This is a genomic window from Pseudomonas sp. GW821-FHT04D07, assembly GCF_059420225.1.
Map to the genome: position 1 here is coordinate 216 of NZ_JBWKTH010000035.1, position 23,702 is coordinate 23,917.

Here is a 23,702-nt window from a genome sequence, read left to right on the forward strand (position 1 = left end):
CAGGACCGAGTCACACCGCAAACCCTCGGTCAGCCCCGGACATTGTGGGAGCGGAGCTTGCCCGCGAAGAGGCCCTTGAGCCTTGCGCCGCTTATAAGGACGCCATTGCTGGCAAGCCGGACCACAAGGTTCGCGGTGCTAGCACAGGACCGAGTCACACCGCAAACCCTCGGTCAGCCCCGGACATTGTGGGAGCGGAGCTTGCCCGCGAAGAGGCCCTTGGGCCTTGCGCCGCTTATAAGGACGCCATCGTCGGCAAGCCGGGCTCCTACAAGGTCCGCGGTGTTTGTGAGGGCCGTGTGTTCCCTCGGATCAGATCAACAGGGTCCACAGGGCAAACCCGGCATACCAGAGCACCGCCGCCCGCAGCAGCAACTCCCACAGGCTGTCCAGGCTGGTGACGCCATCGGCGCCCACCACCGGCGCCGGGACCTCCCCTGCGACACGACCGACTTTCTCCACCAGTTGCCGCGCCGTGATGTCCCAGTTGAGCAACTCATGCAGCATCACCCGGCTGACCCCGACAAAGTTGCCCACCAACGCCAGGCTGGCCGCCAGCAAGCGCACTGGCAACCAGTCGAAGGCGTGCCGCAGCAAGGTCGCGCGCTCCACCAGCGCCGGGTTCTGGCCGCGCTCCGCCGCCAGCGCCAGCAGCCGATAACTCAGCGCCGCCACCGGGCCCAGGAGGAAGTACCAGAAAATCACCACGAAGAAACTCTGGTAGGCCTGCCACAACAGATAACCCTGGACTCGTTCCAGCAGATCGTCGCCATCCTCGGCGCACACCTCCAGGTCACGCTTGGCCACATGCACGGCCGCCTGCACATCACCGCGCCGCCAGGCATCGCGAAACGGCCCCAGGGCCGCCAACAGATCGCCACGGCCCAGGCTGTAAATCACCACCAGCAGGTGCACCGGCAAAGCCAGCAAACCATAGGCCAGCGGTTGCAGCGCCATCAGTACCAGACCGAGCACGACCACCGGCAACAGCACCAGCAGGATCAACACCAGCCATGGCTGCCCGGCCGTCCGCGGGCCGGCCTCCAGCCTGGCCAGCTCCCGCAGCCAGGCGCCGTCACGCTGGACCCGTTGACGCAAGGCCGAGAATTTTTCGACCCAGACCGCCAGCAGCAACACCAGAAAACTCATTGTGACTCTCCTTTTTCCAGCACGGCGGCACGAAAGCGCCCCCAGTCGAACGCCGGCCCCGGATCGGTCTTGCGGCCCGGGGCAATATCGCTATGGCCGCAAATCCGTTGCGGGGTAATGGCCGGGTAAGCAGCCCGCAGCTGACGGGTCAAACCGATCAGCGCCACGTACTGCGCCTCGCTGAAAGGCAGATCGTCGGTGCCTTCCAACTCGATGCCCAGGGAAAAATCGTTACAGGTTTCCCGCCCCTCGAAAGACGACACCCCGGCATGCCAGGCGCGCTCCAGACAAGAGACAAACTGAGTGACTATACCGTCACGCTCAATCAGAAAATGCGCGGACACGCGCAAGTCTGCGATGCCTTCAAAGTAGGAATGTTCCGTGACATCCAGGCGGTTCTGGAAGAATTCCTGCACCTTGCCCGTGGCGAACTGCCCCGGCGGCAGGCTGATGTTATGGATCACCAGGAGGGAGATTTCCCCAGCCGGACGCTGGTTGAAGTTGGGCGACGGACAGTGACGCACGTCCTGGCACCAACCGCTGGCGGGATCCAACTGCATACCGATTCCTTCGAAGACAAAAACGACAGGCTCAGTATGCCGCGATAGGCACGCGGATGGGTCAGCAATCCGCGCTTATGCCGGAAATTTTCTCGGCGAACGCACGGCGACGGGACAAGCAAGGCGCACTCAGCGCGTCGTCATCCGCCGCAAATTGCCGATGACCGAGGCCAACGCCCGGTCGAACAACAAGGCGTCGTCCAGCAGGCGCACCGCGCCACGGCGGAACTCCACGGCCAGGGCCTGGGCCGTTCGCTCAAGCACCTTCAGGCCGGTGCGATTGACGAAAATGTACTTGCCACCCGGCTCGATGATCGCCGTCAGTTTGCAGCGCAGGCTGTTCTCCGCGTCCTCGCGGATTTCCACCCACTGGCCGATGTGCAATTGCCGGACCCAGAGCAGTGCCGCGTCATCGGCCGGCAACTCGAAGGCGGTGTCTTCGGCGAGGGGCTCGTGGGGCGCACTGAGGACAATCTCCTCCACCACCTCGACCATCGCCGGTGCCTGGGTGCTCACCACGGGCTCGGCGCTCTTCCTGGCAAGCTGCTGGAGCACCTGGACATGCAGGCCTTCCAACTGGCTGAAAAATTCGCTGGTGGCGAAGGGGTCGAACGCGGCGCTGGTCAGGCCGTCACGCAGGGCCTTGAGCAAACCGGGGACCAACTCCAGCAGTTTGAGCCGGGCATCGACCGGGTCCTGGGGTTCGACACTCCAGATCAAATCGTCCATGGTTTGCAAACCGGCCTGCCATTCGGCGGACGCTTCGCCCTGCTTGAGCCAGGTCAGCAACAGCACCTTGCTCCAGGCCTCCTGGAGCAGGCGTACCACCACCTCGGGCAAGGTGCGACCCAACAGCCGTTCGTTCAACACTTCCTGGACCCGCTGGCGCGCCTGTTCGGCCTTGGCCCGACCTTCTTCGGCATCGCGGGTGCGCTGCTCAAGCAATTCGCTGCGCCGGCGTTCGTCGCTGGTAAAGGCGAGGAACTCCACCAGCAACTCGGAAAAGATCGCCGGATCGTCGACGAAATCATTCAACAGCCGTTGCACGATCTGTTCGATGCGCACGTACAGAGCATCGCGCTGATAGTCGTCACGAGAACCCCAGCCCAGGGCGGCGGAGGCAATTTCATTCAACAGCCGTCGTGCCGGATGGCTACCACGACTGAAAAAGCTCTTGTCCAGCACCGCCACTTTCAACATTGGGATCTGCAAGCGGCCAATCAGCGCTTTCAGCGAGTCCGGCAAGACGCGGTCATCGAGGATAAATTCGAAGAGCATCGCGATCAGGTTGATCACGTCCTCGTCCATGCCCCCGACCACCCGGGACTTGCCGCTTTTTACGCTGACCCGGGTCAACAGTTGTTCCAACTGGTTGCGCAGGTCGAAATCTTCCACCGAATTGGGCTCCGGCACATATTGTTGCAAATGCGAGAGCAGACGCAGCAGGTCGTTGGTGGAAATCGGCTGGACCTCGGAGCCGGCCTCAAGCTTGGGCGCGACACTGCCACGCACATGCAGCAGGAGTTCCTGCAAGGCGGCGAACACCTCTTGCACGCTTTCATCCAGGGGCTTGGCGCCGGCGCTCGGGGACTGCCGGCCAGGGGCGCTGGCCGCCGAGCGATCACTGGCACGGCGCGCCGGGGCGGCCTTGAGCTCCGGCAGCACACCGGTGGCAATCAGCAATTGATTGGCTTCGGTAAACAACTGGTCGGCATCGCGGAGGACATATTTCTCGAACAGCTTGAGGATGATCAGCTTGACCTTGATCTCCACCCCGAGGTTGCGCCCGGCCTCGAGGAAATACCCGCAGAGCATCGCCGGCCCCATGGGATTGCTCGCGTCGTCGACACGTCGGGCGATCAGGGCGTTGAAGCGGGTGCTGAGTTGCCCGAGGGCAAAACCGTCGCGGCTGAGGACCTTGGAGACCATGGCGTCCAGGGCCACGGTGCGTTCCAACTCATCGTTGGGCACCAGCGCCAGGGTTTCGTAGGACACCGCCGTGGACAGCGTCGGCTCACTGATGTCGTACTGGCCAAGGCTATCAAAGGCCTCGAAAAAGCGCTCGAGAAAACCGCGCTCGATGCTTTTGCGCTTGAGGCGCAGGTCGCGCATGGCTTCGAAAAAGGTGTTCTGGTCGACGTTGTTCTGGGCCTTGTCGGCCATTTCGAACAAGGTGTCGTCGGCATTATCGAACAGCACCTGCAAGCCCTGCTTGAGCTGCAGCGCGGCCTTGTCACGGACCTGGACGAGAACCACGGGCAAACGGGCAAGCGGCGACGGCGTCGCTTGATCGTCGGCGGCCTTGTGCAAAGGCACGACCTTCCCGTCATTTTGCATCAAAGCCTCCTGCCGCAGCGGTTCTGTCAGTTCTGCGTGAAAGATCGGTCTGTGCGGGGCGTAAGCCAAATGGCCCACGACCGCTTCTCGGCGAACACCTCAGGCGTTCACCGGCTATCGATAATCGGGGAATCACACGAACGTCAAATCCATGACGTCAATTACAAGGCAGATTATCTTGTAAAAGATGTCACTTTTACTAGTGCCTCCGCAATGCCTTTTTATATCGATATGAAAATAGACCGTCGAACGGGCAAAACGCTCGCGGCAAGCGACCAAAGGCAAAGTCCGGGCAGCCAGTCTCGGCCACACGCCTTGGGTTGGGCGGCACCCAGGCCCTATAATCGAGACACTTTGTTTGTGGAGTCCGTTATGCCGAATCTACGCCTCGCCGACCTGACCGCCGAAATCGAAGCCAACGTGCGCCGTGCGTTGTTCGAGGACATCGGCAGTGGCGACATCACCGCCCAGTTGATCCCCGCCGAGCGCCTGGCCAAGGCCACCATCATCACTCGCGACGCGGCGACCATCGCCGGCACGGCTTGGGTGAATGCGGTGTTTCGCCAGCTCGATCCGCGGGTGGCCGTGCATTGGCAGGTGCACGATGGCGACCGGGTACAGCCGAACCAGCCGCTGTTCCACCTGGAAGGCCCGGCGCGCTCGCTGCTCAGCGGCGAACGTTGCGCACTGAATTTCCTCCAGTTGCTGTCCGGGGTCGCGACCCATGCGCGCTATTACGCCGACCAGGTCGCCGATACTGCGGTCAAGCTGCTGGATACCCGCAAGACCTTGCCGGGCCTGCGCCTGGCGCAGAAGTACGCGGTGACTTGCGGTGGTTGCCATAACCATCGGATTGGCTTGTACGATGCGTTCCTGATCAAGGAAAACCATATCGCCGCGTGCGGCGGGATCGCCCGGGCGATCAACGCGGCACACAAGATCGCCCCGGGCAAGCCGGTGGAGATCGAGGTGGAAAGCCTTGTCGAGCTCAAGGAAGCGCTGGCGGCGGGGGCGGACATCATCATGCTCGATGAGTTGAGCCTGGACGATATGCGTGAAGCGGTGCGCCTGAATGCGGGCAAGGCGAAGCTGGAAGCCAGCGGTGGGATCAATGAAAGCACGCTGCGACCGATTGCCGAGACGGGTGTGGATTACATCTCCATTGGTGCCATGACCAAGGATGTGAAGGCAGTGGACCTGTCGATGCGCCTGAGTCTCTGACAGAAAGCCTGAGCCCCCTCTCCACTGTAGGAGCGAGCTTGCTCGCGATCAGCCGGCAGGCTGGTCTTTCGATGGTGTTTGAAATATCGCCATCGCTAGCAAGCTAGCTCCTACACAGATCCGTGCTCACCCCAAACCATCGTCGTACCTAAATCCATGTAGGAGCGAGCTTGCTCGCGATCAGCCGGCAGGCTGGTCTTTCGACGGCGCTTGCAATATCGCCATCGCCGACAAGCTCCCCCCAGGATTGGATTCCCAGCGGCTCAACGCAACGAAAAGCGCCGCGACTCAAGCTCCAACAACCATTGCTTGGCCGCCAGCCCACCACCAAACCCGGTCAAGCTGCCGTTACTGCCAATCACCCGATGACAAGGCACGATCACCGGCACCGGATTACGGCCATTGGCCGCCCCGACCGCCCGTGACGCCTTGGGTCGATTGATCTGCTGGGAAATTTCGCCATAGCTGGTGGTCACGCCATAAGGAATGGTCACCAGGGCCTGCCAGACGTCTTTCTGGAAGTCCGTCCCTTGCATATTGAGCTTCAGATCGAACTCGACGCGCTCGCCGGCAAAGTACTCCTCCAGTTGCGTACGCACCTGCGCCAGTTTATCCGGCGCATGCACCCAGCCGTCCAAGGGCGTCTGCGGCCGATAGTCCAGCTCGAAGCGCAGCTCGCGCAGTCCGTCATCGTCAGCCACCAACATCATGGGGCCGATGGGCGAAGGAATGATGTCGTAGTAAATCAGGCTTGCTGTCATTTTTGACTCCTGCGTATCGATTCTGCCTCACTCGCCCCACGCCACAGGTACATCACCGTATAGGCGCGCCATGGGCGCCAGTCTTCGGCGAGCAATTCCAGGGCCTTGGTACTCAAGGGCGGCATATCCCTGACCACTTCGCGGCGCAGGATCAGATCCGCCGCCGGGAAGGCATCGGGATGATTGAGGGCGCGCATGGCAATGTAGTGCGCGGTCCACTCCCCAATACCCGGGAGCGCGACCCAGCTTTTGACGAAATCATTGAGACGTTGTTCTGTACGAAAGCTTACCCGGCCATCGAGCAAGGCCTGGGCGATCCCTTGAATGGTGGCGGTGCGCGTCCTGATCACGCCGATTGAACCCAGGTCCGCGTCGACCAGCTGCTCCGGTGCCGGAAACAACCGATCCAGGCCGGGTGCCGGCGGTGTCTCAAGAACAGTGCCGAAACGAGTCAACAGCCGTGATGCCAGGGTACGTGCCGCCGCCACACTGACCTGCTGCCCCAGCACCGCGCGCACCGAAATCTCGAAACCGTCCCAGCCACCCGGCAGGCGCTGACCGGGATAGCGTTCGACCAGAGGCGCAAGCACTGGGCTCGCGCCCAAGGTAGCGGCGATGGCCTGCGGATCAGCATCCAGGTCAAACATCCGGCGAATCCGCGTGACCACCGGCAACATCTGGCCGGGCGGGACATTGAACAGTTCCAGCTTCAAGGCATGACCACCGTTCGGCCAGGTGCTGACTTGCAACCAACTGGGCGACTCGCGATTGCCGAACACACGTCTGTAGCCCTGCTCGTCGACCACTTCGATGCCCGGCAAGGCACGACTGGCGAGGAACGCCAACACAGCCTTGAGATCATAGGGTGGTCGATAGCCCAGGCGCAGGACCAGTGCGTTGTTGGGATTGGTCAACGGCTTGCGGCGAAACTCCCGGGGCGGTGCATGGTTGGCCTCGGCAAAGGCCGAGTTGAAGCGGCGCAGACTCTGGAAACCCGAGGCCAGCGCCACTTCGGTAATCGACAGCGCGGTTTCGGTCAGCAGTTGCTTGGCGAACAGCAAGCGCTGGGTGGCATGGACCGCGATGGGCGGAGCGCCAAGGTGTTTGACGAACAGGCGCCGCAGTTGCCGGGCGCCGACATCGAGCCGGGCGGCGAGATCGTCGAGGGACTGTTCGGCGAGAAAACCTTCATGGATCAGCTTCAGCCCACGGCCGACCAGATGTTCGCCGTGCAGCCAGATATTGTTGCCCGGCGCCAGTTCCGGGCGGCAACGCAGGCAGGGCCGAAAACCCAGGGCCTCGGCGGCTGCGGCACTCGGGTAGTACTGCACGTTCTCGACCTTGGGCGGACGCGCCGGGCAGACGGGACGGCAGTAGATCCGGGTGCTGAGAACGGCGGTAAAAAAGACTCCGTCAAAGCGCGCATCGCGGCTCAGGCGGGCCTTTTCGCAGATATCGGCCGAGGGAAATGAGGAGGCAATAATCGTGTTCATGGGCAGAGACTAGCACCGGTGATGGGGCTGTTCTCGCCATTTTCGGACGTGAATGCGGCGACATTTTTCGGGTTGCACACAGCCCCTGTAGGAGCCAGCTTGCTGGCGATGGCGTCCGCTCAGGCGATACAAGACTCACTGGCCCAACCGCCAGCAAGCCGATCTGTACCCCAATCAAAATAGTTTGATAAATCCGGCCCCCAACATGAAAATGCCTGCCATGAATAAGCCATCACGTCAGTCAGGAATCGAAATGGACGTCAAAGACATCGCAGCACTTATCGTCGAACGCCTTGAGGGCTGCCGGGCAGATATCCAAAATCAGTGGAACAACCCGCAAGACACCCATACGCGCCATTTCGTTATCGACGGCCTTCTTCCTGAAGAAATAGCCCTGGATATTTATGCCGCTTTTCCGCGCAACGCTGACGGTTTTCTTGACCAGCAATCGTTCCGCGAAAAAAAGAAAACCCTGGCCAATCTAGCTGATCGCCCGCAGATTCTGCGCGATGTCACCTACGCCATGCAGAGTCAGGAGGTGGTTGGCAAGGTCGCCGAACTGGTTGGCGTCGAGAGCATCATCCCCGACCCGTCCCTTTACGCTGGCGGCTTGTCGATGATGTTCAAGGATAACTTTCTGAACCCGCACATCGATAACAGTCACGACGGCGGTCGAGGCCTTTATCGGCGCCTGAACCTCCTCTATTACGTGACCCCCGACTGGGTTCTGGAGAATGGTGGAAACTTTGAGCTGTGGGATACCAAGGTCAAGAAACAAAAGACCATCGTTTCCGCATTCAACAGACTGGTCGTCATGGATACGAACCGTGACTCATGGCACTCCGTCAGCAAGGTCGTAGTCGACACCCCACGCTGCTGCGTGTCCAACTACTACTTCTCGAAGACGTCGCCTGACAATGACGAGTATTTTCATGTGACCTCATTCAGCGGCCGCCCTGAAGAGCATGGAAAACGTCTGCTTGGCGTAGTCGATAATCATCTTCGCAACACCATATCGAAGGTGTTGCAGGTTCGACGTGGTAAGGCTCTCGAAGAACACGAGCCTGACTGATTTCCGTATCTGGAAAAGCGTAAAGGTCAGGATGGGTTGAGGCAGATAAATCCCCGCAAGGTCTTGGCCCAGGGGGATTCTTCGGATGGGTTGATACGAACTGATCTTGATATGGTGCCGGAGATAGGAATCGAACCTACGACCTTCGCGTTACGAGTGCGCTGCTCTACCGACTGAGCTACACCGGCGTGGCGCTAAAGCTAGCATCCGATGCCGCTGCGGGCAAGTTACTCGGGCTTGATCGCAATCACGCCCTGGGTCCAGAAGCGCGGTTGGAAATGGCCGCCATATTGCTGTTGGTAGAGTTTGTTGCGCTCGTCCTGGTGAGGAACATCGCGGATCGCCACATAGACCAGGAACAGCACGGCGGCAGTGCCGATCCCCATCCACGACCAATGGATAAAAGCATTGGGTTTGGCCGGCTCGCGCTTCCAGACATGCAGGGCCACTAACCAGCCGACGACCAGCGACAGCCAGAGCTGGGAGTAAGGCATCACGATCACGCCGTCGACCATGGATTGGGTCAGGGCGCCGATCAGGCTGGCGAACAGGCACAGGCGCAGCAGGTCAGTTGGATCATCGGAAGTCGCGCGCTCGCGGATGAGGAGCAAGGTGGCCCACAGGCCGCGTCCAACCAAGCCCATGACCAGCAAAGTGGAGGGGATGCCCCATTCACTGGCCCATTGCAGGATGGCTTGATGCGGATGGGCGGCGATGGGGTTGTGGATATCGGCGAAATGCATGGGACCGAAACCAAGCCAAGGGCGTTCGCGAATCATGTCCCAGGCTTGTTGCCAGAGTGGGCCTCGATCAGACAACGAGGTGGTCAAGCGATCACTGGCAGCGTTGCTCACCTCCATACCGAGGTAGTCGCTAAGAACACCAAACAACAGCCAGTAGAGCATCACGCCCACCGCAACAGCGAGCAGTTGCCAGGTGATCCATCGTCTGCCGGAGTGACCACAAATGAATAGCACGCAGGCAGCGACACCCATGCCAAGCCAAGTACCACGCGTCCCTCCGGTCACAGCGATCAGCCACCAGAGACTCAGGAGTGAAAACATCCAGAGTTGAGCTGAACGTCTGGTGGTAGACATCAGAAGTGGGAGGGCTAAAAGCGGTAGGGTGAAGGTCTGGAATTGGCCATAGAAGCGCTTGTTGGAAAAGCCACTCAGAAGTTCGTCGGGATCCAGCATCCTTGTACCCGAGGACAGCGAATGGAATGCCAATGTCAGAAAGTCAAAGCCCTTGAAGGCGCAGATAAACACGACAAACAGCATCAGCAGTTGATCAGCGGAGACCCCATTGGCTCGACGTGTATAGGCAAAGGCTTCAGCGCAGCAGCAAGAGGCAGCAAGCAAGGCGACCTCTGTGAATGCCCAGAGTGGCTGATGCGCATGACGGGAAGAGACGATACCTGCCAGCAAAATCAACCCACAGGCCAAGAGCGTGGGCCGATCGACAAGACCGAACGCGCGGGGTATTCGGCAGCAAAGCAGGAAAACCACCGCCGTACCGGCAACGACGAGTTGCCCAAGACGCTGAAGCGTATGTCCGCCCAGACCGTGCCCAAAGACCATCACGACAGCGATAAGCAGCGCGAGTACCAGCCAAATCTTTGTTCGCCCAGTCCAGGCAGCGCCCATTACAACCTCGGAATTTCCATTTCAGGCAGTTTACAGATACATCAGGCTTTCGGAGCCAGCATCAAGAGTGGCTTGGGGTGCGCCCGGTCGCAGGCAAGCTGGCTCCCTTGATTGCATCCGAGTTCAAGGTAGCGCTGAGCCTCGTCAGGCTGCCCCATGCTTTTCAAGGCGTCTGCCATGCCTATGTAAGGTTTTGTATAACTAGGTCTGAGGCTTATGGCGCGCTCGAACTCCAACTTGGCCTCTTCTGCCTTTCCACGCAAAAGAAAAATCTTGCCCCGTTGATAATGGGCATATTCATATTTCGGCTTCAGTGCGATGGCTTTATCAATGCTCCCCAATGCCAAATCAACGATCCCCTCATTGAGGTAGGTAATCCCCAGATTGTAATAAACCCGGTAACCACCAAAGAGCCCCGGCTTGTCGCCCTGGCCTTCATAATATTGCACTGCTTCACTCCACACCAATACAGGCGCAGACAAGGTCATCAGGCGATCATAGGAAAGACCGAACAGATACAATGCAAAAACAGGAGTCAAGGTGACCAGATAAATCCTCTTGAGTCGTCGCAGCCCCAACGCCAAGGCAATAAACAACCCGGGTATCCAGAGATAGCTGCGATACAGTACAAAAGGCTCCTGCAATCGGACTGATACCAACTCCGTGGCAAACAGCACCCATGGGAACAGTAGCGCGAACCCCAGGAGACCTTTACTCGCCCCACGCAGCAGCAATATGAAAGCTGCCAGACCATAGGCCACAAACGCCACCAGACCGGCCCAAGCCCACCAGACGCCGTAACTCAGGGGAAAGGGCACACGAAGGTCAAGTCCCAGGGTGCTACCCTGAGGCAAGATCAGGAGCGAGAGATACTTGAAGAACAGCCCCATCTGATTCAGCACACTCAACACATAGAGCGAGCCATCCGGCTGGAAGACTTCATCACTGAGCACTTCTTCGCTCTTGATCTCATAGGCATGACCGATTACCCCCTTGGACCAGAGTACGACGGACACAGCAACAGTCGCTTGGACAGCCAACACCGAAAAAATCTCCCGGGCACTGAATGACGCAGGGAGTCGGCTACGGCGATGCAATACCCAGAGTAGAAAGCACAACGCTGGCAGCATCACTGCATGCTCTTTGGCATACAGGGACAACAGAATGCACAGGCAAGACGCCCAAAGAGCCCAACGTTTCCCGCAAAGCCCCTGCCAAAAAGCCCATAACCCCAGCAGGCCAAAAAGAGTGGCACACACGATGGTCCGCTGGATTAGGTAACCCTGAGTCAGAATAGCCAGCGGGTGTATAGCGAATAGAAAGGCAGCGATAAGGGCTGCAGTGTCCGCATTCAGAAAAAAAGACGAGCGCTGCTCCAGACTACGCAGGAGTTGCCGAACAAAACCAAACAGTACCAGTGCCGTGCAGCCGTGAAGAAGCAGGTTCTCCACTCGCAACAAGATGAGCTTGTCACTGAGGTAGACGACGGTAGCGGCCATGGAATCGTGCACCCACAGCCGTGGAGTCAGGCTAAATCCCATGGATAACAACGCAGCGGGCCAACCCTCGCGAAAAAAGGCCTCATCGTCAAAAACCAGGGGATTATTCAGGAAGGAAAAACAAAGTATCAACAACAGGCCAGCAGAAAGAACAGCAAGTAGCAAAAAAACCAATCGGCGCGAAACCATAGTGCTCCTATATTCAGTCTTCCAAACGCTCAGTGCTTATAAAAACCGGCATACCTTGAAGGGAATGCCGGTTTTATTTTACTACGCAGAGGCTCTAGGCCTCACGCATAACAACAAATATTATCTGCAGAGACCAGCCTGCAAGCAGGTACCGCCAACAGTCCAAACAATCGCATTACCGCTGGTACCAGGATTAAGCGTGTAGGTGACATTACCTGCCGCACCTGACGCATTCATTGTGATAAGCCCATTCGCGACCGTCATCGAAGTCAGGTTGCTCGTCGTCGTTACCAACGGTATACCATTTGAACCCGCAGTACAGTTAGTGGGGCTCAGATTGTTTTCTGACATGCAAATTGCCACAGCACTCTTGTATCCATCCGCAATCGAAACGACCTCGGCAAAGCGGGCCTTTGTTGTATAGGTGTTATACGCAGGCAACGCAATCGCCGCCAAAATACCGATGATCGCCACAACGATCATCAGTTCGATCAAGGTGAAACCCTTTTGAGCATTCATATTTCGTCTCCAAACGTGAGCAAAGGCGTGATGACTCGTCTTAATGGTTAGCACAGCCCGTGCCATCCCCCTCCGTGCAGCCCAGCACCTGTTGAAATGCCCTTCAACGCTCGGAATGCTGCGTCAGAACAACAAAACCTGACATTTTTTGTCACCTACCCTCCCCCGATTTGGCACCATCGCCCGACTACGCTATAAGACTCCGACTGTTTGCGTTTGGTGCTCAAATGAACGATATCGCCCTTTCCGGTCTGGCCAAGCAACTGGTTGCCGCCGAGCTGATTACCGACAAGAACGCTCAGCAGGCGTATCAACAGGCCCAGCGCAATCGGGTATCCCTCGTCAGCTATCTGGTCCAGAACAAGCTGGTCAAAAGCCGCCAGGTCGCGGAAATCGCCTCGGAGCATTTCGGTGTTGCCCTGCTCGATCTGAGCTGCCTCGACAAGGAAAGCCAACCCAAAGGCCTGGTCAGCGAGAAATTGATCCGCCAGCACCATGTCCTGCCACTTTGGCGGCGTGGCAATAAATTGTTCGTCGGCATTTCCGACCCCAGCAATCACCAGGCTATTACCGATATCCAGTTCAGCACCGGCCTCACGACCGAGGCCATCCTGGTCGAGGACGACAAGCTCGCCGATGCCATCGACAAGTTTTTCGACAGCAGCAGCAGCGGCTTTGAAGAGATGGGGGATGTCGACCTCGAAGGCCTGGATATCGAGTCGGTCGATGAGAACAAGAAGAACGAACAGATCGCCGGCCAGGATGCCGACGATGCCCCCGTGGTGCGTTTCGTCAACAAGATGTTGTTGGATGCCATCAAAGGTGGCTCTTCGGACTTGCACTTCGAGCCCTATGAAAAGGTCTACCGCGTTCGCCTGCGTACCGACGGAATCCTGCGCGAAGTGGCCAAACCGCCGATCCATCTCGCCAGCCGTATCGCCGCACGCCTGAAAGTCATGGCCAGCATGGATATCTCCGAGCGCCGTAAACCCCAGGACGGACGCATCAAGATGCGTATCTCGAAGACCAAGGCTATCGACTTCCGGGTCAACACCCTGCCGACGCTGTGGGGCGAAAAAGTCGTGATGCGGATCCTCGACCCGTCCAGCGCCCAGATGGGGATTGATGCACTCGGGTATGAGCCGGACCAGAAAGCACTCTATATGGCAGCCCTGAAACAACCGCAGGGCATGATTCTGGTCACCGGCCCGACCGGCTCGGGCAAAACCGTTTCGCTCTACACCGGCCTGAATATCCTCAATACCGTGGACATCAATATATCCACCGCCGAAGACCCGGTGGAAATCAACATGGAAGGCATCAACCAGGTCAACGTCAACCCGAAACAGGGCCTGGACTTTGCCCAGGCCCTGCGCTCGTTCCTGCGCCAGGACCCGGATGTCATCATGGTCGGTGAGATCCGCGACTTGGAAACTGCCGAGATTGCCATCAAGGCGGCCCAAACCGGCCACATGGTCCTGTCCACCCTGCACACCAACAGCGCAGCAGAAACCTTGACCCGCCTGCATAACATGGGCATTCCCGGCTTCAACATCGCCACCTCGATCAATCTGATCATTGCCCAGCGGCTAGCACGCAAACTGTGCAGCCACTGCAAGAAGGAAATCGATATCCCCGAGGAGGCCTTGATCAAGGAAGGTTTTCCTCCCGATAAAATCGGCACCTTCAAAATTTACGAGCCCGTCGGCTGCGAGCAATGCAACGGTGGCTACAAAGGCCGAATCGGGATCTACGAAGTGGTCAAGAACACCCCGGACCTACAACGGCTGATCATGGCCGAAGGCAATTCCATCGAAATCGCCACCCAGATGCGCAAGGACGGCTTCAATGACCTGCGTACTTCTGGCCTGCAAAAAGCCATGCAAGGGCTGACCAGCCTGGAAGAAGTCAACCGCGTGACCAAGGACTAAACCATGGCGACCAAAGCAGTCAAAGTCAGCCTTTATGCCTGGGAAGGGACCGACAAGAAAGGCAACAAGATGTCCGGTGAGCTCACCGGCCATAACCCGGCACTGGTCAAGGCACAACTGCGCAAGCAAGGCATCAACCCGGGCAAGGTACGGAAAAAAAGCAACTCGATCTTCAGCAAGGGCAAGCGCATCAAGCCTCTGGATATCGCCCTGTTCACCCGCCAGATGGCGACGATGATGAAAGCGGGCGTGCCATTGCTGCTGTCCTTCGACATCATCGGCGAGGGTTTCGAGAACCCGAACATGCGCAAGCTGGTGGATGACATCAAGCAACAAGTCGCCGCCGGCAACAGCTTCGCGACCGCCTTGCGCAAGCAACCGGAGTATTTCGACGATCTGTACTGCAACCTGGTGGATGCGGGCGAACAGGCCGGTGCCCTGGAAAGCTTGCTGGAACGGGTAGCGACCTACAAGGAAAAAACCGAAGCTCTGAAAGCCAAGATCAAGAAGGCCATGAACTACCCCATTGCCGTCGTGCTCGTGGCGATCATCGTTTCCGGGATCCTCCTGATAAAAGTTGTGCCGCAGTTCCAGGCGATCTTCAAGAGTTTTGGCGCAGACCTTCCGGCCTTCACTCTGATGGTGATCGGACTCTCCAACATCGTGCAGGAATGGTGGTGGATCATTATTCTGGCGCTGGTTGGAGGCATCTACTGCCTGAGACGGGCGCACAAGACATCCGAGCGTTTTCGCAACTGGATGGACAGGGCACTGCTGAAACTCCCGATCATCGGTCCGTTACTCTATAAATCCGCCGTGGCCCGCTACGCCCGCACACTGTCGACCACATTCGCCGCGGGGGTACCGCTGGTCGAGGCCCTTGACTCCGTAGCCGGCGCCACCGGCAATATTGTCTTCAAGAATGCTGTCAATCGCATCAAGCAGGACGTCTCCACCGGCATGCAGTTGAACTTCTCCATGCGGAGTACTGGCGTGTTCCCCAACATGGCCATTCAGATGACAGCCATTGGAGAGGAATCCGGTGCACTGGACGACATGCTCGACAAAGTGGCGGGCTACTACGAAGTCGAAGTCGACAACATGGTCGATAGCCTCACCAGCCTGATGGAGCCCATCATCATGTCCATACTCGGCGTGATCGTCGGCGGTCTGGTGATCGCCATGTACCTGCCTATCTTCAAACTCGGCTCAGTAGTCTGAACATGCCCCTACCCGACTTCCTGGCCAGCAACCCGCTGGCCTTTGTTTTATTCGCCCTGCTCCTCGGCCTGATCGTCGGCAGCTTCCTCAACGTCGTCGTCTGGCGCCTGCCAAAAATGCTCGAACGCGACTGGCGCACCCAGGCCCACGAAGTGCTCGGCCTGCCCCAACCCGCGCCCGGCCCGACCTACAACCTGCTGCTGCCCCATTCCCATTGCCCGCACTGCAACCATCAACTGCGCGCCTGGGAAAACCTGCCACTGATCAGCTACACCCTGCTGCGCGGCAAATGCTCCAGCTGCAAGGCTCCCATCAGCAAGCGCTACCCCCTCACTGAAATGGCCTGCGGCCTGCTCTCAGCCTTTGTCGCCTGGCATTTCGGTTTCGGTTGGTCCACCGCCCTGATGCTGGTACTGACCTGGGGCCTGCTGGCCATGAGCCTGATCGACGCCGACCACCAGCTCCTGCCTGACGCCCTGGTCCTGCCACTGCTCTGGCTCGGCCTGATCGCCAACCACTTCGGCCTCTTCACCAGCCTTGACGCCGCCCTGTGGGGCGCCGTGGCCGGTTACCTGAGCCTCTGGTCGGTCTACTGGCTGTTCAAGCTGCTCACCGGCAAGGAAGGCATGGGCCATGGCGACTTCAAGCTACTGGCGATGCTCGGCGCCTGGGGCGGCTGGCAGATCCTGCCGCTGACCATCCTGCTGTCATCCCTGGTGGGCGCCGTGCTCGGTCTGATTCTGCTACGCCTGCGCAACGCCCAGACCTCGACGCCGATCCCCTTTGGTCCCTATCTGGCGATTGCCGGCTGGATTGCCTTGCTCTGGGGTGGTCAAATAACCGCTTCCTATCTGCAGTTTGCCGGTTTCAAATGACCACAGCCGTTTCAACACCCTGGATTCTAGGCCTTACCGGCGGCATCGGTAGCGGCAAGAGCGCCGCGGCCCAACACTTTATCGACCTCGGCGTCCACACCGTGGACGCCGATCACGCCGCCCGCTGGGTGGTGGAGCCCGGTCGTCCGGCGCTGGAAAAGATCGTCGAACGCTTCGGCCCCCGTGTGCTGCAAGCCGACGGCCAACTGGACCGCGCCGCCCTGCGCACGCTGATCTTCGAAGCGCCGGAACAACGCCGCTGGCTCGAGGCCCTGCTGCATCCGCTGATCGGCGAAGAGATCGCCAGCCATCTGGCCCAGGCACAATCGCCCTATGCGATCCTGGTCTCACCGCTGCTGATCGAATCGGGACAATACAAGAACACCCAGCGCGTGCTGGTGATCGATGCTCCGCAGGCGCTACAGATCCAGCGCACCCAGCAACGCGACCAGACCAGCGAACAACAGGTGCAGGCCATCCTCAAGGTCCAGGCCAGTCGCGAAGAACGCCTGCGCCATGCCGACGATGTGCTGGTCAACGACCGCGACCAGGCCTGGCTACGTAGCGAGGTCGAGCGTCTGCATCACTTTTATCTGACTTTGCGTGGAGGCCACTGATGAGCCAACCCTTGACCGTTGAATGCCCGACCTGCGGCGCCCCCGTGGAATGGACCGCCACCAATCTCCAGCGGCCGTTCTGCTCCGACCGCTGCAAACTGATCGATCTCGGTGCCTGGGCTTCTGAGGAACACAAGATTCCCGTCAGCCCTGATGCCGAGGACGACCTGTTCTCCGACGATCTGCCGCCCCACGCCCACTGATCGCCAAGGGATCAGGGCCGCATAAAATCGTAGTCCTGGTCGTCATCGAGGTTCTCGGCGAGAAATTGCAGTTCATCCGCCAGATCCTCGGCACTGCGTAGCGCCTTGCTCTGTTGCACCACCGCACTGAGCAAGGCGCGCAGGCCCAGCCCCGGCTCGAATCCCTCCACTTGCGCATCTTCCAGACTGGCCTGCACCTGCTGACGCGCCCATTCGTACACACTCATGACCTTGCTCCCGGTTTTTTCCGCAGCATGGTCGCGGGGCGCGTCTGCGAGGTTGACCCAGGTCAACGAGGCTCATTGTCCTTCCACGGCGCCGACAGGTAGCGGGTGCGGTTGAAGGTTTCCAGCCACTCCGGACAGAACACCACCAGCGCGCTGACCACCATGCCGTTGATAAAGGCCTCGGGGAAAATGATCAGCCACAGGTAACCGACAAAATCCCCCAGCCACTCCGGCAGGGCGAAACGCCCGTCGAACCACAGCAGGCCCAGGCTCGCCAGCAGGCAGAGCAAGGCCGCCAGGGCGGCGGCGAAAAACCCCGAACAGAAAATATACACAAAGGGATTACGCGGCTGCGCCCGCTCCACCAGGATTGCGCAGCTCTCCGTCACCAGCACCGGCAGCAGGATCAACAAGCTGCCATTGACGCCGAGCGCGACTAGATCCTGGTGCCCCAACAGCACCAAACCGAGCTGCGCCACCAGCCCGCCGACAATCGCCAGCGGCCAGTCCAGCAGCAGGGTCACCGCTGTCAAGCCGATAAAGTGATAGGACACCCCGGTGTCGAAGTCGCGCCGCACCAGCCAGAGCAGGAACAGCGCGAAGACCGTGCCGAACAGCAGGTGCTGGCGGCGGCTGTCAGTGAACAGCTCGACCCAGGGCGAACGCCAGATCGCCCAGACCACCACCGGCAGATAGATCAGCCAGCCAATAACCAGGCTGGCCGGTGACAGCAGTTGCGCGCCGATCATAAAAACCTCTCCACCCTCCGCGGGCTCGACAACCCTTGCCTGCTTGAGTCCTGAAGTCTACACCGCCGGTTACGACGCACCATGTCGACAAAAATTGCTCCAGACTTCCAGACCTTACAGTTTCAACGCTAAGCTTGGGCCATGGACGACTCAGACTTTTTACGCTTGCTGACCATCCAGGCGGAGCAAGCCAACACGTTTCTTTCCAATGCCCGCAAATGGGAGCGTGAGCGTTGGGTCTGCCAGCGCCTGCTGCAAGGGCTGAACATTGCCTATCGCGCCGAAGACTTCCACCCCGCCCAGGAGCCGCCGGACGTGCTGTTTCGCGACGCCTGCTTCGAGGTGTTTTTCGTCCTCGACGAAGGCCGGCGCCTCAACGATGAGTGGCGCGAAGAGTTGCAGCGCCGACGCAGCGCTTTTTCCCTCAGCCAGCTGGTGCGCCGCGAGGCCAAACCCAGGCGTATTCCCGCCTCCGAGCTACTGCAGCGGCTGGCGCCGACCCTGCGCAAGAAAGCCCACAACTACCAGGAGCGCGGGCTGGACCTGGGCGAGCTGGACATCATCGCCTTCGCCAGTCTCAAGCGCGAAGTGCTCGACCTCAACAGCCACTTCCCGCCCCCGACCGAATACCTGCGCCAGGGCTGGCGCTCGTTGTCGCTGGTGGGGCCGACCTTCGCCCGGGTGCTGTTCGCCCACCCCGACGCCCCGGACTTCCTGCGCGGCAACCTGGGGCGCAGCATTGTTTTCGACGTCGGCATCAGTTTGTAAGCCCATGGCGTAATCACTGCACCAGTGATACAAAGCATCTTGGTAACGTCTACCTGACGAGGCTCCCATGACCAGCCACCTGAACCCCGACGACCAGCAGCATGTCGATCAGTACCTGCAGCTCCCCCAACACCAAGTCGAGCGCCGGCCATTTCGGCCGTGGATACTCCTGGTGGTGGTGCTCGCCGTGGTCATCGGCCTGGGCCTGTTGAGCCGCTTCCTGAGTTATCTGCTGCTATGAGCTGCTTCGCGCTCGCCCGGATAACGCAGGCACAGATTTCCTTTAGCCTTGCGAGATATCCCCATGAACCATCGTATCGTGATCGTCGGCGGCGGCGCCGGCGGCCTGGAGTTGGCGACCCGCCTGGGTAAGACCCTGGGCAAGCGCGGCATTGCCAGCGTCATGCTGGTCGACGCGAACCTGACCCACATCTGGAAACCCCTGCTGCATGAGGTGGCGGCCGGCTCGCTGAATTCTTCGGCCGACGAGCTCAACTATGTCGCCCAGGCAAAATGGAACCACTTCGAGTTCCAGCTGGGGCGCATGAGCGGGCTCGACCGCGAGCAGAAAAAGATCCAGCTGGCCGCCACCTACGACGAACACGGCGTGGAGCTGCTGCCTGCCCGGGAACTGGGCTACGACTCGCTGGTGATTGCGGTGGGCAGCACCACCAACGATTTCGGCACCGAAGGCGCGGCGCAACACTGCCTGTTCCTCGACACCCGCAAACAGGCCGAGCGTTTCCACCAGCAACTGCTCAACCATTACCTGCGCGCCCATGCCGGGCAAAGCGATGCGGTCGAGCAGATCAGCGTGGCCATTGTCGGCGCTGGCGCCACCGGCGTGGAGCTGGCGGCCGAACTGCATAACGCCGCCCATGAACTGGCGGCCTATGGCCTGGACCGTATCAAACCGGAAAACATGCACATCACCCTGATCGAGGCCGGTCCTCGGGTATTACCGGCCTTGCCGGAGCGCATCGGCGGACCGGTGCACAAGACCCTGGAAAAACTCGGGGTGCGGGTCATGACCAATGCGGCCGTGAGTGAAGTGACCGCGGAAAACCTGGTGACTGCCGACGGTCAGGTGATTGCCGCGAGCCTCAAGGTCTGGGCGGCGGGGATCCGCGCGCCGGGCTTTCTCAAGGAAATCGATGGCCTGGAAACCAACCGGATCAATCAGCTGCAGGTATTGCCGACGCTGCAGACCACCCGCGACGAGAATATCTTTGCCTTCGGCGATTGCGCCGCCTGCCCGCAGCCGGGGAGCGACCGCAATGTACCGCCACGGGCGCAAGCCGCGCATCAGCAGGCGTCATTGCTGGCCAAGTCGCTGAAACTGCGTATCGAAGGCAAGACCTTGCCGGAGTATCGCTATACCGATTACGGCTCGCTGATTTCGCTGTCACGCTTTTCCGCCGTCGGCAACCTGATGGGTAACCTGACCGGTAGCGTGATGCTGGAAGGCTGGCTGGCGCGGATGTTCTATGTGTCGCTGTACCGGATGCACCAGATGGCGCTGTATGGCACCTTCCGCACCCTGATGCTGATGCTCGGCAGCCGGATCGGACGTGGGACGGATCCGCGGTTGAAGTTGCACTGAGTACCAACCGTCCCCACGTCCTGCGTGGGGACGGTCGTTCAGCACACGGATTGGTTAATCGCCGCCGGAACACCCAGAAATCTGACGGTGCTGATGAATCAGGTCGACGATCTGGCACTCTGGTGCGTAGCCGTTGACCGTATCGCACAGCAGCGTGCGAACCCGTCCATAGTCATCCTCTGCGACCGCCTTCAGCAACGCTGAAATCGCCAGCTTGAAGTCCTCCCACGGAAGATGCTCCTCGTTGGAGCGCATGATCATCGAGTGTTCGGTCGGGCAGACATCGTCACCGATCAACAACTCCTCATAGAGCTTCTCGCCACGGCGCAGCCCGGTGAACTCGATAGCAATATCGCCGTTGGGACGGTTCTTGCTACGCACGGAAAGGCCCGACAGATGGATCATTTTTTCCGCGAGGTCGGCGATCTTCACCGGCGCTCCCATATCAAGCACGAACACGTCACCGCCTTGGCCCATGGAACCCGCCTGAATCACCAACTGCGCGGCTTCGGGAATGGTCATGAAATAGCGGGTCATGTTCGGATGGGTCACCGTAATCGGCCCACCACTCTTGATTTGCTCGCGAAACAGCGGAATAACCGAACCGGATGAGCCCAGCACATTGCCGAAACGTACCATGGTAAACCGGGTTGTGTTGACGCAAGGCGCCGTGAAATGGTCGCCCAACAACAGCGGCTGCGACTCACGGCTGAGGGCCTGTAGCGTCATCTCGGCCAACCGCTTGGTGCACCCCATGACATTGGTGGGCCGTACCGCCTTGTCGGTAGAAATCAATACGAAATGTTCAACGCCTGCTTGCACTGCCGCCTGCGCGGTCTGCAGGGTTCCCAGGACATTGTTCAGCACGCCTTCGGTAACGTTATGCTCGACGATCGGCACATGTTTATAGGCTGCGGCGTGATAGACGGTCTTCACGCTCCAGGTTCGCATCACATCCAGCAGGCGCTCACTGTTGCGAATCGAACCGAGGATCGGTACCAGCTCCAGATTCAGCCCCTCACTATGGATCAGCTTCTCCAGCTCGGTCTGGATACTGTAGAGGTTGAATTCGCTGTGCTCAAAGAGGACCAAGGCCGTTGGCTTGCTGGTGAGAATTTGCCGGCACAGCTCCGAACCGATGGAGCCACCGGCACCTGTCACCATAACAACCTGGCCACGGATACAGCGCTCGAAGAGAGTTTGTTGCGCTGCCACCGTGTCGCGCCCGAGCAGATCGATGATATCGACTTCCTGCAGATCGCTGACACTGACCCGGCCACTGGCCAGATCCATGAAACCAGGAATAGTACGCACATGTATCGGATGAGACTCGAGCGCCGTCAGGATCTCGCGACGCCTGGCGCGTGACACCGACGGAATGGCCAGCAAGACTTCGGTTACGCCAGTGTCCTCGATCAGCCGTTCAATATCTGCAAACGGGTAGACCCTGAGCCCGGCGATCACCCGATTGGAGATGCTTTCGTCATCGTCGATAAAAGCCACCGGACGCATCGCCTTACCCATGCGCAGTGCCGCCACCAACTGATTACCTGCCGCTCCACCACCATAGACTGCGACCTTGAGCGACTCATCATCCTGACGCAGGAACGGCACATACTGGCCGGCGAAAAACCAGTCGCCGAGAAAATACTGACGCATGAATAAACGCAATCCACCGACCATCAACAAACTCAACCACCAGTAGTTGATGATCAACGAACGTGGCACCAATACGCCGGGACGGTACAAATAGACATAAACTGTCAACAACAGTGCTGACAAGGTCACGGCTTTGAAGATACTGATCAGGGCGGCGTTGCCAAAATAACGCATTACCGCACGATACAAACCCAGGTGGATAAAGATCGGAACACTGATTACGGGCGCACCTATGAACAACCAGGCATAGTCCCCGAAAAGATCCACCGGCTGCTCAATCCCCAGACGCACGACAAACGACAACCAGAGCGCAGCCCAGACCAAAACAACATCAACCAGCAGCTGCAAGACGCGCTTGTAGCTACGAGGCAGGCCCAACAAACGCTCACGCATCAGAAGATGCTTCTTTACTTGCAAACCACGCTCTCCCTCTCCCTCTCACTCTCGCGGCTCCAGAAAGGCCTTCGCCGTCTTTAGCAGCGCCCCATCCACGTCGATCGCCGGCGCCCACTCAAGCAACGCCTTGGTTTTCCCGATATCGACCTGCAGCGACCCACATAGCCGCTGGGCCAGTGCCTTTTTCCCCAGAAGTCGCGCGGTGCCGCTCAACAACCACATCGGCAATGGCAACAAGTGCGCCGACCGGCCCAACGCCTGAGCCATCCGTCGTAGCAGTTCGCTGGTAGACAGGTCTTCATCGTCACTCACCAGAAAAATCTGGTTGGCAGCGGCAGGATGATGGATACAGGTCACGATCAGGTCGACCAGATTGTCCAACGCCACCAGGCTGCGCTTGTTGGTAATGCCTCCCAGCGGCAATGGCACGCCTTTATTGAGCCACCCCATCATGCTGCGGAAGTTGGCCTTCACCCCAGGACCATAGACCAGCACCGGACGAATAATCACCACTTCCATTCCGGTTTTCGCCGCCAATGCCTGTAATCCCTGCTCGGCCTCCAGCTTGGAGACACCATAAGGATCCAGCGGAGCGGGCTGGTCATCTGCCGTATAAGGGCGACCGGGCAATGTGCCCTCACCGTTGACCTTGATCGAACTCAGATAGATGAACCGCCGAATCCCGGACTGGGCTGCCTGCTCCGCCAGACACAAAGTGCCCTGTACGTTCGCCTGGCGAAAGGCGGCCAGAGGATCGGCTTCACGCTCGTTCATGACATGAACGCGAGCCGCGCAGTGGATCACCACTTCAACGCCCTCAAGGGATGCCCGCCAATCGGTGCCCGGCTCAAGACCAGGCACCTGACACACCTGCAGGCGGGGTGACACTTGCACTGGCACCTGTCGATAGGCAGAGCGCAATGTAAACCTTGGGTCATCCAGCAACCGAGCTTGAACCGCAGCACCGACAAAACCGCTGGCCCCTGTCAAAAGGACTCGTATCATAG

Annotated in this window: 22 protein-coding genes and 1 tRNA gene; 10 read left to right on the forward strand and 13 right to left on the reverse strand. The window is 59.3% G+C overall.

Translation table 11 applies throughout. The features are described from left to right. Positions 1-312: 312 nt before the first annotated feature. The 3 genes from ampE to AC07T0_RS27865 form a co-directional block, all read right to left on the reverse strand. Positions 313-1,149 (reverse strand): regulatory signaling modulator protein AmpE, encoded by an 837-nt coding sequence (gene ampE, locus AC07T0_RS27855; RefSeq protein WP_495004192.1) that lies wholly within the window; start codon positions 1,147-1,149, stop codon positions 313-315. Continuing rightward, positions 1,146-1,709 (reverse strand): 1,6-anhydro-N-acetylmuramyl-L-alanine amidase AmpD, encoded by a 564-nt coding sequence (gene ampD, locus AC07T0_RS27860; RefSeq protein WP_495004193.1) that lies wholly within the window; start codon positions 1,707-1,709, stop codon positions 1,146-1,148. The genes ampE and ampD overlap by 4 nt, the downstream gene beginning before the upstream one ends. Before the next feature lie 129 nt (positions 1,710-1,838). Further along, positions 1,839-4,046 (reverse strand): DUF1631 domain-containing protein, encoded by a 2,208-nt coding sequence (locus tag AC07T0_RS27865; RefSeq protein WP_495004194.1) that lies wholly within the window; start codon positions 4,044-4,046, stop codon positions 1,839-1,841. Positions 4,047-4,418: 372 nt separating this feature from the next. Between AC07T0_RS27865 and nadC the strand changes: the two genes are divergently transcribed. Beyond that, a complete protein-coding gene (gene nadC / locus AC07T0_RS27870) occupies positions 4,419-5,267 on the forward strand; it encodes a carboxylating nicotinate-nucleotide diphosphorylase (RefSeq protein WP_495004195.1) in 849 nt (282 codons plus the stop codon). 263 nt (positions 5,268-5,530) lie between these two features. Here the strand turns inward: nadC and AC07T0_RS27875 are convergent, their stop codons facing one another. Together AC07T0_RS27875 and AC07T0_RS27880 are read right to left on the reverse strand one after the other, a co-directional pair. Next, positions 5,531-6,028, reverse strand: coding sequence for a methylated-DNA--[protein]-cysteine S-methyltransferase (locus AC07T0_RS27875; protein ID WP_495004196.1), 498 nt, complete (start codon positions 6,026-6,028; stop codon positions 5,531-5,533). Next, entirely contained in the window at positions 6,025-7,521 is a 1,497-nt protein-coding gene (locus tag AC07T0_RS27880; protein WP_495004197.1) for an AlkA N-terminal domain-containing protein, read from the reverse strand. Before AC07T0_RS27880 ends, AC07T0_RS27875 begins: the two co-directional genes overlap by 4 nt. 253 nt (positions 7,522-7,774) lie before the next feature. On the opposite strand from AC07T0_RS27880, the gene AC07T0_RS27885 reads away from it, so the two are divergent. Continuing rightward, the gene (locus AC07T0_RS27885; RefSeq protein ID WP_495004198.1) at positions 7,775-8,593 is read left to right on the forward strand and encodes a 2OG-Fe(II) oxygenase; all 819 of its coding nucleotides are present in this window, start codon (positions 7,775-7,777) and stop codon (positions 8,591-8,593) included. Between the two features lie 112 nt (positions 8,594-8,705). Here the strand turns inward: AC07T0_RS27885 and AC07T0_RS27890 are convergent. From AC07T0_RS27890 to AC07T0_RS27905, 4 genes are all read right to left on the reverse strand, one after another. Further along, positions 8,706-8,781 (reverse strand) — tRNA-Thr (locus AC07T0_RS27890). Positions 8,782-8,820: 39 nt separating this feature from the next. Beyond that, positions 8,821-10,239: an O-antigen ligase family protein gene (locus tag AC07T0_RS27895; RefSeq protein ID WP_495004199.1), complete on the reverse strand. Its 1,419-nt coding sequence runs from the start codon at positions 10,237-10,239 to the stop codon at positions 8,821-8,823. A 41-nt stretch (positions 10,240-10,280) separates the two neighbouring features. Next, the gene (locus tag AC07T0_RS27900) at positions 10,281-11,927 is read right to left on the reverse strand and encodes a tetratricopeptide repeat protein (RefSeq protein ID WP_495004200.1); all 1,647 of its coding nucleotides are present in this window, start codon (positions 11,925-11,927) and stop codon (positions 10,281-10,283) included. A 120-nt stretch (positions 11,928-12,047) separates the two neighbouring features. Then, positions 12,048-12,446, reverse strand: a complete 399-nt coding sequence (locus AC07T0_RS27905) for a pilin (protein ID WP_495004201.1) — start codon at positions 12,444-12,446, stop codon at positions 12,048-12,050. 227 nt (positions 12,447-12,673) lie between these two features. On the opposite strand from AC07T0_RS27905, the gene pilB reads away from it, so the two are divergent. From pilB to yacG, 5 genes are read left to right on the forward strand one after another with little or no spacing between them, the layout of a single operon-like run. Then, on the forward strand, positions 12,674-14,377 hold the full coding sequence (gene pilB, locus AC07T0_RS27910; RefSeq protein ID WP_495004202.1) for a type IV-A pilus assembly ATPase PilB: 1,704 nt from the start codon (positions 12,674-12,676) through the stop codon (positions 14,375-14,377). A gap of 3 nt (positions 14,378-14,380) precedes the next feature. Continuing rightward, positions 14,381-15,598: a type II secretion system F family protein gene (locus tag AC07T0_RS27915; protein WP_495004203.1), complete on the forward strand. Its 1,218-nt coding sequence runs from the start codon at positions 14,381-14,383 to the stop codon at positions 15,596-15,598. 2 nt (positions 15,599-15,600) lie between these two features. Next, positions 15,601-16,473, forward strand: a complete 873-nt coding sequence (locus AC07T0_RS27920; RefSeq protein ID WP_495004204.1) for a prepilin peptidase — start codon at positions 15,601-15,603, stop codon at positions 16,471-16,473. Next, positions 16,470-17,090, forward strand: coding sequence for a dephospho-CoA kinase (coaE, locus tag AC07T0_RS27925; RefSeq protein ID WP_495004205.1), 621 nt, complete (start codon positions 16,470-16,472; stop codon positions 17,088-17,090). The genes AC07T0_RS27920 and coaE overlap by 4 nt, the downstream gene beginning before the upstream one ends. Beyond that, positions 17,090-17,293: a DNA gyrase inhibitor YacG gene (gene yacG, locus AC07T0_RS27930; RefSeq protein WP_495004206.1), complete on the forward strand. Its 204-nt coding sequence runs from the start codon at positions 17,090-17,092 to the stop codon at positions 17,291-17,293. Before coaE ends, yacG begins: the two co-directional genes overlap by 1 nt. Positions 17,294-17,304: 11 nt before the next feature. Here yacG and AC07T0_RS27935 read toward each other — a convergent pair whose 3' ends face one another. Next, positions 17,305-17,520 (reverse strand): hypothetical protein, encoded by a 216-nt coding sequence (locus AC07T0_RS27935; protein WP_495004207.1) that lies wholly within the window; start codon positions 17,518-17,520, stop codon positions 17,305-17,307. Between the two features lie 62 nt (positions 17,521-17,582). Next, positions 17,583-18,269: an energy-coupling factor ABC transporter permease gene (locus AC07T0_RS27940; RefSeq protein ID WP_495004208.1), complete on the reverse strand. Its 687-nt coding sequence runs from the start codon at positions 18,267-18,269 to the stop codon at positions 17,583-17,585. Between the two features lie 141 nt (positions 18,270-18,410). Here AC07T0_RS27940 and AC07T0_RS27945 point away from each other — a divergent pair, with 141 nt between their 5' ends. The 3 genes from AC07T0_RS27945 (at position 18,411) to AC07T0_RS27955 (ending at position 20,640) form a co-directional block, all read left to right on the forward strand. Beyond that, on the forward strand, positions 18,411-19,037 hold the full coding sequence (locus AC07T0_RS27945; RefSeq protein ID WP_495004209.1) for a DUF1780 domain-containing protein: 627 nt from the start codon (positions 18,411-18,413) through the stop codon (positions 19,035-19,037). Between the two features lie 67 nt (positions 19,038-19,104). Then, entirely contained in the window at positions 19,105-19,278 is a 174-nt protein-coding gene (locus AC07T0_RS27950; RefSeq protein ID WP_495004210.1) for a DUF3094 family protein, read from the forward strand. A gap of 63 nt (positions 19,279-19,341) precedes the next feature. Continuing rightward, entirely contained in the window at positions 19,342-20,640 is a 1,299-nt protein-coding gene (locus tag AC07T0_RS27955) for an NAD(P)/FAD-dependent oxidoreductase (protein ID WP_495004211.1), read from the forward strand. 54 nt (positions 20,641-20,694) lie between these two features. Here the strand turns inward: AC07T0_RS27955 and AC07T0_RS27960 are convergent, their stop codons facing one another. Next, positions 20,695-22,692: a polysaccharide biosynthesis protein gene (locus AC07T0_RS27960; RefSeq protein WP_495004212.1), complete on the reverse strand. Its 1,998-nt coding sequence runs from the start codon at positions 22,690-22,692 to the stop codon at positions 20,695-20,697. A 45-nt stretch (positions 22,693-22,737) separates the two neighbouring features. Beyond that, entirely contained in the window at positions 22,738-23,700 is a 963-nt protein-coding gene (locus tag AC07T0_RS27965) for a UDP-glucose 4-epimerase family protein (protein ID WP_495004213.1), read from the reverse strand. Between the last annotated feature and the right edge of the window lie 2 nt (positions 23,701-23,702).

What these genes read in the sequence shown, in the direction of transcription:
- ampE (WP_495004192.1), bottom strand. Translation starts at nt 1,149, where the DNA reads ATGAGTTTTCTGGTGTTGCTGCTGGCGGTCTGGGTCGAAAAATTCTCG.
- ampD (WP_495004193.1), bottom strand. Translation starts at nt 1,709, where the DNA reads ATGCAGTTGGATCCCGCCAGCGGTTGGTGCCAGGACGTGCGTCACTGT.
- AC07T0_RS27865 (WP_495004194.1), bottom strand. Translation starts at nt 4,046, where the DNA reads ATGCAAAATGACGGGAAGGTCGTGCCTTTGCACAAGGCCGCCGACGAT.
- nadC (WP_495004195.1), top strand. Translation starts at nt 4,419, where the DNA reads ATGCCGAATCTACGCCTCGCCGACCTGACCGCCGAAATCGAAGCCAAC.
- AC07T0_RS27875 (WP_495004196.1), bottom strand. Translation starts at nt 6,028, where the DNA reads ATGACAGCAAGCCTGATTTACTACGACATCATTCCTTCGCCCATCGGC.
- AC07T0_RS27880 (WP_495004197.1), bottom strand. Translation starts at nt 7,521, where the DNA reads ATGAACACGATTATTGCCTCCTCATTTCCCTCGGCCGATATCTGCGAA.
- AC07T0_RS27885 (WP_495004198.1), top strand. Translation starts at nt 7,775, where the DNA reads ATGGACGTCAAAGACATCGCAGCACTTATCGTCGAACGCCTTGAGGGC.
- AC07T0_RS27895 (WP_495004199.1), bottom strand. Translation starts at nt 10,239, where the DNA reads ATGGGCGCTGCCTGGACTGGGCGAACAAAGATTTGGCTGGTACTCGCG.
- AC07T0_RS27900 (WP_495004200.1), bottom strand. Translation starts at nt 11,927, where the DNA reads ATGGTTTCGCGCCGATTGGTTTTTTTGCTACTTGCTGTTCTTTCTGCT.
- AC07T0_RS27905 (WP_495004201.1), bottom strand. Translation starts at nt 12,446, where the DNA reads ATGAATGCTCAAAAGGGTTTCACCTTGATCGAACTGATGATCGTTGTG.
- pilB (WP_495004202.1), top strand. Translation starts at nt 12,674, where the DNA reads ATGAACGATATCGCCCTTTCCGGTCTGGCCAAGCAACTGGTTGCCGCC.
- AC07T0_RS27915 (WP_495004203.1), top strand. Translation starts at nt 14,381, where the DNA reads ATGGCGACCAAAGCAGTCAAAGTCAGCCTTTATGCCTGGGAAGGGACC.
- AC07T0_RS27920 (WP_495004204.1), top strand. Translation starts at nt 15,601, where the DNA reads ATGCCCCTACCCGACTTCCTGGCCAGCAACCCGCTGGCCTTTGTTTTA.
- coaE (WP_495004205.1), top strand. Translation starts at nt 16,470, where the DNA reads ATGACCACAGCCGTTTCAACACCCTGGATTCTAGGCCTTACCGGCGGC.
- yacG (WP_495004206.1), top strand. Translation starts at nt 17,090, where the DNA reads ATGAGCCAACCCTTGACCGTTGAATGCCCGACCTGCGGCGCCCCCGTG.
- AC07T0_RS27935 (WP_495004207.1), bottom strand. Translation starts at nt 17,520, where the DNA reads ATGAGTGTGTACGAATGGGCGCGTCAGCAGGTGCAGGCCAGTCTGGAA.
- AC07T0_RS27940 (WP_495004208.1), bottom strand. Translation starts at nt 18,269, where the DNA reads ATGATCGGCGCGCAACTGCTGTCACCGGCCAGCCTGGTTATTGGCTGG.
- AC07T0_RS27945 (WP_495004209.1), top strand. Translation starts at nt 18,411, where the DNA reads ATGGACGACTCAGACTTTTTACGCTTGCTGACCATCCAGGCGGAGCAA.
- AC07T0_RS27950 (WP_495004210.1), top strand. Translation starts at nt 19,105, where the DNA reads ATGACCAGCCACCTGAACCCCGACGACCAGCAGCATGTCGATCAGTAC.
- AC07T0_RS27955 (WP_495004211.1), top strand. Translation starts at nt 19,342, where the DNA reads ATGAACCATCGTATCGTGATCGTCGGCGGCGGCGCCGGCGGCCTGGAG.
- AC07T0_RS27960 (WP_495004212.1), bottom strand. Translation starts at nt 22,692, where the DNA reads ATGCGTGAGCGTTTGTTGGGCCTGCCTCGTAGCTACAAGCGCGTCTTG.
- AC07T0_RS27965 (WP_495004213.1), bottom strand. Translation starts at nt 23,700, where the DNA reads ATGATACGAGTCCTTTTGACAGGGGCCAGCGGTTTTGTCGGTGCTGCG.